12 protein-coding genes are annotated in these 14,144 nt (G+C 72.6%); 7 read left to right on the top strand and 5 right to left on the bottom strand.

Annotated elements, in window-relative coordinates:
• The first annotated feature begins 47 nt into the window (after positions 1–47).
• Positions 48–644 (top strand): dihydrofolate reductase family protein, encoded by a 597-nt coding sequence (locus ACFQQL_RS17335; RefSeq protein ID WP_382396412.1) that lies wholly within the window; start codon positions 48–50, stop codon positions 642–644.
• Positions 645–654: 10 nt separating this feature from the next.
• Here the strand turns inward: ACFQQL_RS17335 and ACFQQL_RS17330 are convergent, their stop codons facing one another.
• Positions 655–1,215, bottom strand: a complete 561-nt coding sequence (locus tag ACFQQL_RS17330) for a YbaK/EbsC family protein (RefSeq protein ID WP_382396497.1) — start codon at positions 1,213–1,215, stop codon at positions 655–657.
• A gap of 65 nt (positions 1,216–1,280) precedes the next feature.
• Positions 1,281–1,808 carry a YbhB/YbcL family Raf kinase inhibitor-like protein gene (locus ACFQQL_RS17325; RefSeq protein ID WP_382396411.1) on the bottom strand — a complete coding sequence of 176 codons (528 nt, stop codon included), beginning with the start codon at positions 1,806–1,808 and terminating at the stop codon, positions 1,281–1,283.
• Between the two features lie 229 nt (positions 1,809–2,037).
• Between ACFQQL_RS17325 and ACFQQL_RS17320 the strand changes: the two genes are divergently transcribed.
• From ACFQQL_RS17320 to ACFQQL_RS17300, 5 genes are read left to right on the top strand one after another with little or no spacing between them, the layout of a single operon-like run.
• Positions 2,038–2,913, top strand: coding sequence for a hypothetical protein (locus ACFQQL_RS17320; protein ID WP_382396410.1), 876 nt, complete (start codon positions 2,038–2,040; stop codon positions 2,911–2,913).
• A gap of 1 nt (position 2,914) precedes the next feature.
• Positions 2,915–4,543, top strand: coding sequence for a Y-family DNA polymerase (locus ACFQQL_RS17315; protein ID WP_382396409.1), 1,629 nt, complete (start codon positions 2,915–2,917; stop codon positions 4,541–4,543).
• A 47-nt stretch (positions 4,544–4,590) separates the two neighbouring features.
• Positions 4,591–5,400 carry an MBL fold metallo-hydrolase gene (locus ACFQQL_RS17310; protein ID WP_382396408.1) on the top strand — a complete coding sequence of 270 codons (810 nt, stop codon included), beginning with the start codon at positions 4,591–4,593 and terminating at the stop codon, positions 5,398–5,400.
• Between the two features lie 47 nt (positions 5,401–5,447).
• Positions 5,448–6,518 carry a hypothetical protein gene (locus ACFQQL_RS17305; protein ID WP_382396407.1) on the top strand — a complete coding sequence of 357 codons (1,071 nt, stop codon included), beginning with the start codon at positions 5,448–5,450 and terminating at the stop codon, positions 6,516–6,518.
• A gap of 22 nt (positions 6,519–6,540) precedes the next feature.
• Entirely contained in the window at positions 6,541–7,425 is an 885-nt protein-coding gene (locus tag ACFQQL_RS17300) for a phosphotransferase enzyme family protein (protein ID WP_382396406.1), read from the top strand.
• Positions 7,426–7,559: 134 nt separating this feature from the next.
• On the opposite strand, the gene ACFQQL_RS17295 is transcribed toward ACFQQL_RS17300, so the two are convergent.
• The 3 genes from ACFQQL_RS17295 to ACFQQL_RS17285 all read right to left on the bottom strand — a co-directional run bounded on the left by ACFQQL_RS17295 (position 7,560) and on the right by ACFQQL_RS17285 (position 10,302).
• The gene (locus tag ACFQQL_RS17295) at positions 7,560–8,393 is read right to left on the bottom strand and encodes an alpha/beta fold hydrolase (protein WP_382396405.1); all 834 of its coding nucleotides are present in this window, start codon (positions 8,391–8,393) and stop codon (positions 7,560–7,562) included.
• An 87-nt stretch (positions 8,394–8,480) separates the two neighbouring features.
• Positions 8,481–9,566: a nucleotide disphospho-sugar-binding domain-containing protein gene (locus tag ACFQQL_RS17290; RefSeq protein WP_382396496.1), complete on the bottom strand. Its 1,086-nt coding sequence runs from the start codon at positions 9,564–9,566 to the stop codon at positions 8,481–8,483.
• Positions 9,567–9,708: 142 nt separating this feature from the next.
• Entirely contained in the window at positions 9,709–10,302 is a 594-nt protein-coding gene (locus ACFQQL_RS17285; protein WP_382396404.1) for a PadR family transcriptional regulator, read from the bottom strand.
• Between the two features lie 343 nt (positions 10,303–10,645).
• Between ACFQQL_RS17285 and ACFQQL_RS17280 the strand changes: the two genes are divergently transcribed.
• A complete protein-coding gene (locus ACFQQL_RS17280; RefSeq protein ID WP_382396403.1) occupies positions 10,646–14,143 on the top strand; it encodes an error-prone DNA polymerase in 3,498 nt (1,165 codons plus the stop codon).
• Position 14,144: the final 1 nt, after the last annotated feature.

The following is a 14,144-nucleotide window of genomic DNA, read 5'->3' as shown; positions in this document are numbered from 1 at the left end:
GGTTATCAACCGAAAGGTTGACAACAACTACGGACAAGGAGCTCGACATGACTCGCGTGATCATGCAGGCCGTCGTCTCGGTGGACGGCTTCATCGCCCGGCCGGACGACATGCCGGGGCCGCTGTTCGACTGGTACGGCAACGGCGACGTCGAGCTCACCGCCAACGACGCCGGCTGGACCTTCCACGTCTCGCAGGCCTCGCACGACTACGTCCAGCCGTTCTGGGACGCCGTGTCCGTCACGGTGATCGGCCGTCGCCTGTTCGACATGACGAACGGGTGGAACGGTGTCCCGGGGGCGGGTGACCATCTCGTCGTCGTCACGCACCGTCCGCTTCCGCAGGAGTGGCTCGCGCAGCACCCGGACGCACCGTTCCACACCGCCGGCACCGTCGAGTCCGGCATCGCACGCGCCGCGGAGCTGGCCGGTGACGGCCTCGTGTGCGTGTGCGCGGGCGACGTCGGTGGCCAGGCCTTCACTGCCGGGCTCGTCGACGAGGTCTTCATGGACGTCGCCCCGGTGGTCCTGGGCGAGGGCAAGCGGTTCTTCGGCGACCACGCCGACGCCGTCCTGCTCCAGGACCCGGCCGAGGCGGTCCAGGGCGAGCGCGTGCTGCACCTGCGTTACCGCGTGCGCCGCTGAAGCCGCTCGCTCAGCCGGTCGGTCTGGCCAGTCCGTCGACGACCTCCGCGCCGGGCAGGGCCTGCAGGACCTCGCCCGGCATCAGCAGCTTCGAGCGGCGCACGCCGGACCCCACGATCGACGGGCCGGACCGCACGCGGGAGTCGAGCAGCAGGCGCCAGTCGGACGGGACCCCGACGGGCGTGATGCCGCCGTACTCCATGCCCGACGCCTCGACGGCACGCTCGGTCGGCCAGAAGGACGCCTTGCGCACGTCGAGGAGCTTGCGGACGGTCGTGTTGACGTCCGTGCGGGTGGTGGCCCGCACCACGCACGCGGCCACCCGTTCCTGTCCCTCGCGCCTGCCGGCCACCAGCACGCAGTTCGACGACGCCTCGAGCGGCAGCTCGTACGCCTCGGTCATCGCGGCCGTGTCCGCCAGCTCCGGGTCGATCTCCGTGACGTAGACGTACTTCGAGACGTCGGGGTCGAGGGCCTCGAGGCAGGCCAGCACGGGAGCGGCCAGCAGGTCGGTCCGCCGCCGGTACGGGACCCAGGTCAGCGTGCCGTACCTGGTCGCGTCGGTGAGCAGCGGGTCGGCCGGGTCGCCGAGGCTCTCGCCGGTCGGCGTCGGCTCGGGGACGGCCTCTTCCTGGCTCACCGCTGGTAGGTGGCCACGAGGGTCGCGCGAGCCACCGTGTGGAAGAGGGTCATGAAGGCGCACTTGGTGGGGGAGTCGTCCTCGCCCAGCTCGAGGGTCTCGGTGTCGAGCGCGTGGACGGCGAAGTAGTACCGGTGCGGTCGGTCGCCCTCGGGAGGTGCCGAGCCGACGTACGCGTGCGTGCCGCCGTCGTTGCGCAGGTGGAACGCCGCGCCGGGCAGCATGAGGTCGGACTCGCCCTCGCCCTGGGCGAGCGAGGTGACGTCCGCGGACAGGTCCACCACCGTCCAGTGCCAGAACCCCGACGGCGTCGGCGCGTCCGGGTCGAAGCAGGTCACGACGAACCCCTTGGTCTCCTCCGGGAAGCCGGACCACGACAGCTGCGGCGAGGTGTTCGCCCCGTCCTGCGTGTGCGCCACGGGCAGCGGCGCGCCGTCGGTGATGTCCGTCGAGGTCAGCGCGAACGACGGCACGGTCGGGAGCTTCTCGTACGGGTCCTGGGCGAGGGGGCGGTCGAGGTTCACGGCAGTCCTTCCGTCGTCGGTTGGTGCTGCCCCCAACCTACGGCTCTCGGCGGTGCGCTGGCACGTCGCCGCCGGCGTCGTGGCGTCGAGTGGTGTCGCACACCCACGTGCGGCCGGTCGCGTGGATGTGGGTGGGCGGGTCCAGGATCGAGTCCTTCGGGAGCCGGGCGAGAGCCGGTTGACAGCGGCGGCGTCCGGACGAACACTGGACATCTCGAACATACGTTCTATGCGGAGGGAGGGTGGCGTGCTCACCGCGGTACCGCACGACGTCGCCTCCCGACCGGGCCGAGAGGCGTCACCTGACGCCCGGCTCACCGCAGCGCGCGCCGCACTGGCCAGGGCGGAGACCGCCGCGGGGCTGCGGACCCGGCTTGCCGGTCCCGGGCTGAGCACCTCCCCGACCCTCACCCCGCCCGAGGGGGAGGACGGCGGCCGGCAGGTCACCGGGGCCGAGCCCGACCCCCTCACCCCGGGCGCCGACGATCGCGCCCTGCCCGTCCCGCCGGCGCTGGCGCCCCTGTTCCCCTTCGGTGCGATGGCTCGTGGCTCCGTGATCCAGGTGTCCGGGTCCACCTCGGTGCTCCTCGCCGTGGCCGCAGCCGCGGCCACGGACGGTGGGTGGAGCGCGCTCGCAGCCATGCCGCACATCGGCTGGCGCGCCGCCCACGCCGCCGGGCTCGCCCTGGACCGCGTCGCCGTCGTGCCCGCTCCCGGGCCGGACGCATCCACCGTCGTCGGGGCGCTCGCCGACGGGTTCGACGTGCTCGTGATCGGTCGATGTCCCGCGCTCGGCGAGCGGGACCGACGGTCGCTGGTGAGCCGGGTGCGTGCCCGGGGTGCCGTCCTGCTGAGCAGTCACGAGTGGCCTGGCGCGCATCTCGCGCTCCGCACCACCCGCGGCGGCTGGGACGGGCTCGGACAGGGCTGGGGGCACCTCGCCCAGCAGCGGCTCACGGTGCGTTCCACCGGCCGTGGCGGCGCCTCCGGGACGCGGGAGGTCCGGGTGCGCGTGGGAACCGGTGGACTGCTGCCCGAGCCCGGCGCGGCCCCGGTGGCCGCCCCCGGGCCCGAGCCGGCGCCACGGCTGCTGCGGGCGGTGTGACATGGCGCCCGAGCTGTCCGAGTCGGTGCGCCGGGCGGTGCTGTGGGTGCCGGACTGGCCGGTCGTGGCCGCCGTCGCCGAAGGGCTTCTCGATCCCGAGGTCCCGGCCGCCGTGCACGCCGGCCGCGGCGTGCTCGTCGCCTCGGCCTCCGCCCGCGCCGCGGGGGTCCGTCGTGGCATGCGGCGGCGCAGCGCCCAGCAGATCTGCCCCGAGCTCGTGCTGCTGGCCGCCGACGAGGTCCGCGACGCCCGTGCGTTCGAGCCGCTCGTCCAGGCCGTGGAGACGGTGGTGGCAGAGGTCGAGGTGGTGCGGCCGGGCATGGTCGTCTTCCTCGCCCGCGGGCCGGCCCGGCACGTCGGGTCCGAGGGGGCGCTCGCCGAGGCCCTCGTGGGCGTGGTGGCCGAGGAGACCGGGGCCGAGTGCCTGGTCGGGGTGGCCGACGGGCTGCTCACCGCGATGCTCGCCGCGCGGGCCGGCGTCGTCGTCCCGTCCGAGGAGTCCACCGTCTTCCTCGCCGGGCAGGAGATCGGCTGCCTCACCCTGGCCGCCGGGACCCGCCGGGCAGCTGCGGAGACGGCCGACCTGGTCGATCTGCTGCGCCGCCTTGGGATCCGGACGCTCGGGACCTACGCCGCCCTCGAGAGCGGCGACGTCGCAGCCCGGTTCGGCAGCCACGGGCTGACCATGCACCGGCTCGCCAGAGGGTTGGACACCGTGCCGCCGTCGGCGCGCCGGGTCGAGGACGACGTGCTCGCGGCGGCCGATCTCGACCCGCCCGCCGACCGCTCCGACGTCGCCGCCTTCGCCGCACGTGCGCTCGCCGAGCAGCTCGCGAGCAGGATGCTGCGGCGTGGCGTGGTCTGCGCACGGCTGCGGGTGGCGGCCCGGACCGAGGACGGTACCGAGCTGGTCCGGACCTGGACCATCGATGGTGCGCCGTCTGCCGCGGAGCTGACCGACCGGGTGCGCTGGCAGCTCGAGGGGTGGCTGTCCGGCCGCAGCGGCCGTCCACCCTCCGCCCCGTTGACCCATCTCGAGCTGGTGGCGCAGGAGGTCAGCCCGGCCGGCGCGGTGCAGGACGGGCTGTGGGGCCGTGCCCGGCGTGGCGAGGCCCAGGCAGGCCGGGCGGCGTTGCGGGTCCAGGGGCTGCTCGGCGCGGAGGGGGTGCTCGTCCCGGTGCTCCAGGGCGGTCGCGACCCGCGTGCCGCCGCCCGGCTCGTGGCCTGGGGTGACGACCCCACCCCGCTGCGTCGCACCGACGCTCCCTGGCCCGGGCAGGTGCCGACTCCGTGGCCGGCGACCGTGCCCAGGGAGCCGGTCCCCGTACGCCTGCTCGACGCAGAGGGCGGGCTCGTCCGCATCGACGCGCGGGGAACGACCAGTGCCGCCCCGCGCCGTGTGGTGGTCCCGCCCGCGGGTCGTGCGCAGACCGGGACGGCTGCCACCCCGGTGGTACGGGCGGGGGAGTATCCGTTGCTCGCCTGGGCCGGACCCTGGCACGGCGCCGAGCGATGGTGGACGGACCAGGGGCGGCGCCGCGCCTACGTGCAGGTGGTCCCCGAGGGGGTGCCTGCCATGCTCCTGGCGCTGGAGCGCGGAAGCTGGCAGCTCGAGGGGATCTACGACTGAGCCCGAACGGGCTGCACTGGGCGGGCAGGCCCGCCACGATAGGCGGCATGACCTGGATCTGTCGCACCTGCGCAGTCGAGCACGCCGAGCCCCTCCCGGACGTCTGCGCCATCTGCGCGGACGAGCGGCAGTGGGTCCCCGCGCAGGGGCAGGTGTGGACGACCCTGGAGGAGGTCCGCCGTGAGCACCGCGTCGTGGTCGACGAGGTCGAACCCGGTCTGCACGGGCTCGCCGTGGAGCCCCAGATCGGGATCGGGCAGACGGCGCTGCTCGCCACGACGGAGGCGGGCAACGTGCTGTGGGACCCCGTCGGCCTCCTGGACGTCGCCGCCGTCGCCGCAGTCCGCGGTCTCGGTCCGGTCGCCGCCATCGCCGCCAGCCACCCGCACATGTTCGGCGTCCAGGTCGAGTGGAGCCGTGCGCTCGGTGAGGTCCCCGTCCTGGTCAACGAGGCCGACGCGCGATGGGTGGCACGCCCCGACCCGATGATCGCGACGTGGGGCGAGCGGGCGGAGCCGGTCCCGGGTGTCGTGCTCCACCGGGTGGGCGGGCACTTCCCGGGCAGCGCCGTGGCCACCTGGACGGGCGCCGACGGCCGCGGGGTCCTGCTCAGCGGTGACACCGTCGCACCCAACCCGGACCGCGCCACGGTCGGGTTCATGCGCAGCTACCCCAACAAGATCCCGCTCTCCGCCACGGTCGTGCAGCGGGTTGCGGCGAGCCTGGAGAGGCTGGACTTCGACCGGATCTACGGCAACTTCCGCGGCGCCGTCCCGGCCCGCGCGAAGGAGGCTGTGCGCTACAGCGCCGACCGGCACATCGCGTGGGTGCGCGGTGACCACGACGGCGAGACCTGACCCTCCTTGCCAGCGCGGCACCCTCGTCGTGTGCGACCGTGTGAGCCATGCCGAGGCGAGTCCACCTCCACGTCGGGGCCCCGAAGTCGGGCACGACCTACCTCCAGTCGCGTCTGCACGCGAACCGGCGCGAGCTGCACCGGCACGGGATCAGCTACCCCCACGGTCCGTTGGGTGACCAACGTGTGCACTACTGGGCCGCCCTGGAGGCGACCGAGACCGACCACGGGGTGGCCCCGGAGCGGGTGCGGGGGGCGTGGTCGCGTCTGCTGCGGCAGGTCCGCGCCGCTCGCGGCGACGTGCTCCTCAGCCACGAGGTGCTCGCCAAGGCCACCGAAGCGCAGGCCGGGAGGGTCCTGAAGGATCTGGAGTCGACCGGCGCGCAGATCCACCTCGTCTTCACCGTGCGCGACCTCGCCCGGGAGCTGTCCGGCGCATGGCAGGAGACCCTGAAGTTCGGCGGACGGCGTCCCTTCGCCCGGTTCCTGGCCAGCGCCCGCGAGGGCAACTCGGCGTTCATGGAGGGCTTCGACCCGATCCGGGTGCTCACGGTGTGGGGTGAGCGGTTGCCCGCCGAGCAGATCCACGTCGTGACCGCGCCGCCTGCGGGCGGTCCGCCCGACCTGTTGTGGCACAGGTTCCTGGAAGCGATCGACGTGCGCCCCGAGTGGGTCCCGCACGAGGCGGTCCGCGCGAACGAGTCGGTCGGCATCGCGGAGGCCCACCTGCTGCGCCGGATCAATCGCCGGCTCGGCGAGGAGGCCCGCCGTGGGGGACGGTACTCACCACTGATCGACGGCCTGGTGGTGGGTCGCGCGCTCGGGCCGAGGACGTCGGAGCGCATCACGCTCGGACCCGCGGACCACCCGTGGGTGCTCGAGCGCAGCCAGGCGTGGGTCGACTGGCTGCGGGACCGCGGCGTGGAGGTCCACGGCGACCTGGAGGACCTGCTCCCTGCAGCGCCGGCCGACGACTGGACCGACCCGGACGAGCCCATGCCCGGGCAGGTCGCCTCGGCGGCGGTGGACGTGATCGCGGCTCTGCTCGACGAGCTGCACGACAGGCCGGTGACGCCGGTGCAGCGGGCGAGGCACGTCTGGGCCCGCCTGCGCCGCTGAGCGGCGGTCGGATGCTGTGCGGATGAGCGACCTCGCGGCCCTGCTGCGGCACCACTGGGGCATGGCGGGCGCCGCCGTGGGGCGGCTCGGGGGTGGGATGAACTCCGAGACGTGGACGGTCGAGCACGACGGCGCGAGGTACGTCGCCAAGTCGGTCCCCGCGCACGATCGCGACGGCCTCGTCCGGGGATGCGCCGTCGCCGCGGCGCTGGCCGAGGCGGGCCTGGTGACTGGCCGCCCGGTGCCCACCGTGGACGGCGGGTTCGTCCCGCCCGAGACGGCGACGGCGTTGCTGGAGCATGTCCCGGGCCGGGAGCTGGCGGGGGCGACGGAATGGGAGCAGCGGGAGATCGCGCACACCCTGGGGCGGGTGCACAGGGTCGGTGGTCCCACGGTTGGGCGTGGGACGAGCGGGTTCTTCACGTGGCTCACGCCGCAGGCGCCGGGGGTGGGTGATCGTCCCTGGCTCGCGCGGGCGGTCAGGGCGGTGCGTGCCGAGACGGACCAGGCGGTGCTCACCTGGTCGGTCCTGCACACGGATCCTGCCCCGGAGGCGTTCCGGCGCGATCCCGCGACGGGTGTGACCGGCCTGATCGACTGGACAGGTGCCCAGCGCGGGCCGGTGCTCTACGACGTGGCCTCGGCCGTGATGTACCTCGGCGGGCCGGATCGCGCCGCCTCCTTCCTCGAGAGCTACCGCGAGCTTGGCCTCCTCGGGACGGACGAGTGGCGCCGGCTGGATGATCTGCGCCGCTTCCGCTGGATCGTCCAGGCGGTCTACTTCACCGGCCGCCTGGTGAGCAACGACCTGACGGGCGTCTCCGACCAGGCGGACAACGAGCGCGGCCTGCAGGATGCGCGGCGAGGGCTCGCCGAGCTCGGCGTCGAGAGCACCGGCGACGTCTGACGGGCCTGCCCGAGGGCGCTCCCGCGGAAGCGCCGCGCGAAACCGGTCGGCGAGCTGAGTGTCATGCGTCGCCGATGGGCGGTGCAGGCACGTCCATGCCTCATCGGTCTTCCCGCAACACCTCGCGAGCCCCCTCAGTGTTCGCTACTGAAGAACCGTAGCAAGGGCGGGCCGACGGTCTGTGGGTCGACGACGTGATCCGGCCCCTCGAGGGTCTCCCGTTGAGCGTGGGGCAGTAGGTCTGCAAGCTCGTCGGCTGCGCGGTCGAAGAAGTCCGAGGGCAGGCCTGCCATGTAGGGGACCGTGATCGGTCCTCCGGTGGTGACCAGGACCGGTTGGGTGACCGTTGCCAGTCGATCGGCCGGCAATTGGTAGCGGTTGAGGAAGACGCTGTCGTGGACCAGCGTTGGCGCGAGAGCGACTGAATCCGCCCAGTGCGCCGTCTGCTTGCCTGCAGCTTTCCTGGCCGCGATGTTGTCGTCGGAGGCGCCGGTCATGCGCATGAACAGTTCGAGGACCTCCTCGTCTCGCCCGGCGTCGAAGGCGCGTTGGGTGTCCGCGACGTACTCCTCGAATCTCGAGCGCAGGTCGTCTCCGACTGCATATGGCACCTCCCACACGGCGATCGTGTCGATGGCAGACCCTGCCGCGGCGGCCTCCAGCGCCAACGCACCGCCAGAGGACGCCCCGAACACGTGCGCCGAGCCACCAGCCTCCGCGATCAACGCATCCAGGTCCTCGATCTCCCGCTCGACGGCGTAGGGCTCGGTGAAGCCGCTCGCGCCGCGTCCCCGACGGGCATAGTTGTACACCGTGAAGTGCTCGGCGAGAGCAGGGACCAAGGGAGCGTTCTCGGCTCCGTCGTCCTGCGCGCCGCCGACCAGGACGACAGCCGGGCCGCTTCCCTTCCGGTCGTAGGCGATGGTTGTGCCATCGTTTGATGTCACGCGAAAGGCCATCTCGTTCATCTCACATCTCCGTTCGAGAGGTGTGTCTCAGCGCCTGAGCAGCGTGCACCCGGATGCCGGGCAGCAGGAACTACAGGTACCCCTGAGTCAGGTGAGGCCGGCGATTTTCGGCACGAGGTCGACGGGCCTCGGCAGCGTCGCGATCTCGTCGGCCACCTCGGAGGCGGCCCGGCCCAGCCCCGGATCGGTGAGCAGGCGGTCGATCAGCTCCGCGTCCACCTGATCCGGCTCCGAACGCAGACCGAGCCCGCGCCGCGCCACGGCGTCCGCGTTCATGTACTGGTCGGCGCCGTGCGGCAGCACGAGCTGCGTGACCCCGGCGTCGATCGCGGTCAGCGTCGAGCCGGCCCCGCCGTGGTGCACCAGCGCCGCGCAGGTCGGCAGCAGCGCGGACAGCGGCACCCACCCGGCCGCCCGCACGTTGTCCGGCAATACTCCCAGTGGCGACGGGTCCGCGTCGCCGAGGGCGAGTACGAACTCGACGTCCAGATGCCGTGCCACGTCGACGAGTTTGGTCAACGACGTGAGCGCGCCGACCTGGGTCAGCACCGTGCCGAGTGTCACCGCGACGCGCGGGCGCGCGGGCCGTTCGAGCACCCACTCGGGCAGCACGCCGCCTCCGTTGTACGGCACGTACCGCATCGGCCAGCCGCGGACCGGCCGGTCGACCATGCTCGGCGGCGCCACGTCGATCGACTCGCGCACCTCGGGAAACCCTTGCACGCCATGCCGTTCGCGTTCCTCGACCATCTTCTTGAAGATCGCCTCGGTCATCGACGCCTCGTCGGCGAACCCGAAGCCGTGCGACACGGCCGGCACGCCGAGCTTCGCGGCGACCAGCGGCCCGGTGCCCTCCATCGACGAGTACACGACCACGTCCGGCCGCCACGATTCGGCCGCCGACACGGTCAGGTCCACCGACACGCCGGACAACTTGGCGAAGAGCGCGCCGACGAACTCCACCCCCTTCTCGGTGTCGACGTCCGTGCTGTAGTCGAGCTCCTCGGGTTGCTCCCTGGCCGCCTGCTGGAACACCGCGCCGATGTCGACACCCGGCGCGGTGTCCACGACGTGCAGGCCGGCGTTCGCGGCCTCCTTGCCGCCCGCGGTCGCCATCAGCACCTCGTGGCCGGCGGCACGCAGCGCATGTGCTAGGGAGATCGTCGGGAACACATGGCCAAGACCGGGGGAGGTCGCGAAGAGTGCGCGCACGATTCCGATTTCCTTCTCTCGGTGTTGCGAACGGCTTGATGAAGCTAGTCAAGTTTGATTACGCGACCACAGTGCACCAGGAGGGACGTCTAGTCAAGTTTGACTAGGAGTCCATCGTGAGGTGATCGGGGACCGTTCGCCACGAACCCGGCTCATCGGCCATGGTGTAGGCGCCCTCAGACAGTCGTTTGCTCAGGCTCTTCGCCCACTCCAGTTCGGTGCGTGCGTGTCCCGCCCACAGTTCGGCCTGATCGCGGACGTGCTCGGGGGTGTCCGGATTGGGGTGCTCCCGCCACTTGGCCTGCTCTACGAGCTCCGCTTCCAGGCGTGCGACCCGCTCGTTGACGTGCGCGATGGCATCTGCCCTGGTCAGCATGGGCAACATGGCGATGGACGCGTTGAGCATGGTGGGGTCATGGGTGCGCCGCAGACCGTCGCGGACCAGTTCGACCATCTCGTCACGTCCCCGAGCTGTCGCGCGGTACAGAACGCGCTCCGGCCCGGAGTTGCCCGGCTCGGCGTGTTCGGTGAGGAGGCCATCAGCCGCCGCCTTCTTCAGTGCGTGATAGATCGAGCCGGGCTTGATCTTGGCCCAAATCTCCGCACGCCAGCTCTGCAGTTCGGACCGCACCTGGTAGCCATGCGCGCCGCCGGAGAGGTGCACGACACCGAGTACCAGGAGCTTCGTCGCCGACATGCGCCCACCTCCGCTCAATCTGCTCGTACTCGCTCCGCGCTGCTCAACAAGGTCAAATCGCCTCGGCAGCCAGCGCAAGCGCTGCCTGCGCTCGGTTCGCTCACTTGTCGGCTCGAGCATATGAGCATCCCGTACGGACCGCGGTGAGCACGCCGAACCCGATGCGTGGCTGACAGTGCCGGAGGCGGCGACATTGCGCGATCTGGTGTTCGCCGGTGCGGCGCTGCACGACGTTGTCGAGCGGGCAGACACCGAGGTGGCGGGCGATACCGTGCGGCTCGCCCCGGGCCCGGCAGTGACCCCAACTGGCACGTATCGAACACAGGTTCGATATGCTCGTGGTGTGCCCGTCGTCCCGTACGCCGAGCTGCACGCGCACTCGGCCTTCAGCTTCCTCGACGGCGCGAACCTCCCCGAGGAGCTCGCCGCCGAGGCGGCCCGACTGCGCCTGAGCGCCCTCGCGCTGACCGACCACGACGGTCTCTACGGCGTCGTGCGCCTCGCCGAGGCGGCCCGGACTCTCGGCCTGCCCACCGTGCTCGGCGCCGAGCTCAACCTCGGCACCTCGGGACGGGCCGGCGCCCACGAGGGCCCGGGCGGGACTCCCGGGATGAGCGGCATCCCCGACCCGGACGGCACCCACCTGCTCGTTCTCGCCAGGAGCCCCGCCGGCTACGGCCGGCTGTCCCGCACCCTCGCGCGCGGTCATCTCGACTCCGGCGTCAAGGGACGCATGTCCATCACTCTCGAGGAGGTCGCCTCCGACGCCGGAGGGGAGTGGCTGGTCCTCACCGGTTGCCGCAAGGGAGCGGTGCGGCAAGCGCTGGAAGGTGCCCCCTCCGCCGTCGGGACGCTCGACGGCGAGGCAGCCCGTCGTGAGCTGGACCGCCTGGTCACCCTCTTCGGACGGGACAACGTCGCCGTCGAGATCACCGACACCGGTTCTCCCCTGGACGCGACCCGGAACGACGCCCTGGCGGAGCTGGCCCGGGACGCCGGCCTGCCGCTGGTGGCCACCGGAGCGGTGCACTGCGCTCGGCCCGCCGACCAGCGCCTGGCCGACGTCCTCGCCGCCACCCGCGCCCGGGCCTCGCTGGAGGAGATCGACGGCTGGCTGCCCGCTGCTCCCGCCCATCTGCGCTCCGGGGCCGAGATGGCCGCCCGCCACCATCGTCACCCGCAGGCCGTGCCGAACGCGGCGGCACTGGGCGCGGAGTGCGCCTTCGACCTCCAGCTCGTCGCCCCGAACCTGCCGCCGTACCCCGTACCAGACGGGCACACCGAGGCCAGCTGGCTGCGTGAGCTCACCTACCGCGGGGCGGCCGAGCGGTACGGGCCGCGGGAGGCCGAACGGGTACCCGGTGCCTACGAGATGATCGAGCACGAGCTGGCGATCATCACCGACCTGGGGTTCCCCGGCTACTTCCTCATCGTCCACGAGATCGTGGACTTCTGCCGCAGCCAGGGCATCCTGTGCCAGGGTCGCGGGTCGGCCGCGAACTCGGCCGTCTGCTTCGCGCTCGGCATCACCGCAGTCGACGCCGTCACCCACCGGTTGCTGTTCGAGCGGTTCCTGTCTCCGGGCCGCTCCGGACCGCCCGACATCGATCTCGACATCGAGTCCAAGCGGCGCGAGGAGGTCATCCAGCACGTCTACACCCGGTACGGGCGCACCCACGCCGCCCAGGTCGCCAACGTCATCTCCTACCGGCCGAAGTCGGCCGTGCGGGACGCCGCCCGTGCCTTCGGCTACGACGTCGGCCAGCAGGACGCATGGTCCAAGAGCATCGAACGGTGGGGCTCGCTCCGCACGCACGCCGAGCCCGCCCCGTCCGGCCCGAAGACCCGCGACGGGCAGGCACCTGGGCCGGCCGACGACATCGCCGGCATCCCGGAACCGGTCATCGACGTGGCCGACCGGATGCTGAGGCTGCCTCGGCACCTGGGTATTCATTCCGGCGGCATGGTGCTGTGCGACCGGCCGGTCATCGAGGTCTGTCCGGTCGAGTGGGCCACCATGGAGGGCCGGACCGTCCTGCAGTGGGACAAGGACGACTGCGCCGACGCCGGCCTGGTCAAGTTCGATCTGCTCGGCCTCGGGATGCTCACCGCGCTGCGCCTGGCGTTCGCGTCGGTCAACGCCCACCGGGGACCCGGCGAACCGGAGCTCGGGCTGCACTCGCTCCCGCAGGAGGACCCCGCGGTCTACGCACTGCTGCAGGCCGCGGACACGGTCGGTGTCTTCCAGGTCGAGTCCCGCGCCCAGATGGCCACCCTGCCGCGGCTGCGGCCGGAGAACTTCTACGACATCGTCGTCGAGGTCGCACTCATCCGCCCGGGCCCCATCCAGGGCGACTCGGTCAACCCCTACTTGGAGCGCAGGCGGCGCCGCCAGCCCGTCACCTACCTCCACCCCCTGCTCGAGCCGGCCCTGTCCAAGACCCTCGGTGTCCCGCTGTTCCAGGAGCAGCTCATGCAGATCGCCGTCGACGTCGCCGGGTTCAGCCCCGCCGAGGCGGACCAGCTCCGCAAGGCCATGGGGGCGAAGCGGTCGGACGAGCGGATGGAGGCGTTGCACGGCCGGCTGCTGGAGGGCATGGCCCGCAACGGCATCGGCCCGGACATCGCCGAGCAGATCTACGACAAGCTCAAGGCGTTCGCGGACTTCGGCTTCCCGGAGTCCCACTCCTTCTCCTTCGCCTACCTCGTCTACGCCAGCTCCTGGCTCAAGGTCCACCATCCCGAGGCGTTCTATGCGGCGATCCTCGCCGCCCAGCCGATGGGGTTCTACTCGCCGCAGTCGCTCGTCGCCGACGCCCGCCGCCACGGCGTCGCGGTGCTGCGGGCGGACGTGAACGCCTCCGAGGTCCAGGCGTCGGTGCAGGCCCTCTCCACGCCCGAGCTGCGGGCCGAGGCCGCGCGCCGCCCGGCCATCCCTGAGGTTGCCGGCCTGGTCCACCCCGACCCCGACCTCGCGGTCCGGCTCGGTCTGGCACCGGTGCGCGGGGTGGGGGAGAAGACGGCCGAGCGCATCGTCGCCGAGCGGGACGACGGCGGACCGTACGCCGACCTCGCCGACCTGGCGCGGCGCGTGGAGCTCACCGCCGCCCAGCTCGAGTCGCTCGCCACCGCCGGTGCGCTGCGCTGCTTCGGCCTGGAGCGTCGGGAGGCGCTGTGGGTGGCGGGAGCCGTCGCGGGGGAGCACGGCCGGCGACGAGCGCGAGTGAGGGACGAACGGAGCGCGAGGAGCGGCCAGATGGAGCCCGGCCGGCGACGAGCGCGAGTGAGGGACGAACGGAGCGCGAGGAGCGGCCAGATGGAGCCCGGCCGGCGACGAGCGCGAGTGAGGGACGAGCGGAGCGCGAGCTGGTACCAGCCGCCGCTCCCGATGACCGCCGTCGGGGTGGATCCGCCCACGCTGCCTGCGATGGCCGACGTGGAGGCCGCCGTCGCCGACGTGTGGGCGACCGGCGTCTCGCCGGGAACCTTTCCCACCCAGTTCCGGCGGGCCGACCTGGACGCCGCCGGCGTGCTGCGCATCGCGGACCTGGCGGGCCGGCCGCCGGGGGAGCGGCTGCGGGTCGGCGGGGTGGTCACCCACCGGCAGCGTCCCGGTACCGCGGGCGGGGTGACGTTCCTGTCGTTGGAGGACGAGACCGGGCTGCTCAACGTCGTCTGCTCCGCCGGTCTGTGGGCGCGTCACCGGAAGGTGGCACGCACCTCGGCAGCCCTCGTGGTCCGTGGCACGCTCGAACGGGGCGACGGCGTGACCAACCTCGTGGCCGACGGGCTGGAGCCGCTCAGCCTCCTGGTGCCCTCTCGCTCGCGGGACTTCGGGTGAT

The organism is Georgenia alba, assembly GCF_042665525.1.
GTDB lineage: Bacteria > Actinomycetota > Actinomycetes > Actinomycetales > Actinomycetaceae > Allobogoriella > Allobogoriella alba.
The sequence above is the reverse complement of the archived record's forward strand: the minus strand, read 5'-3'. Positions and strand labels throughout refer to the sequence as shown.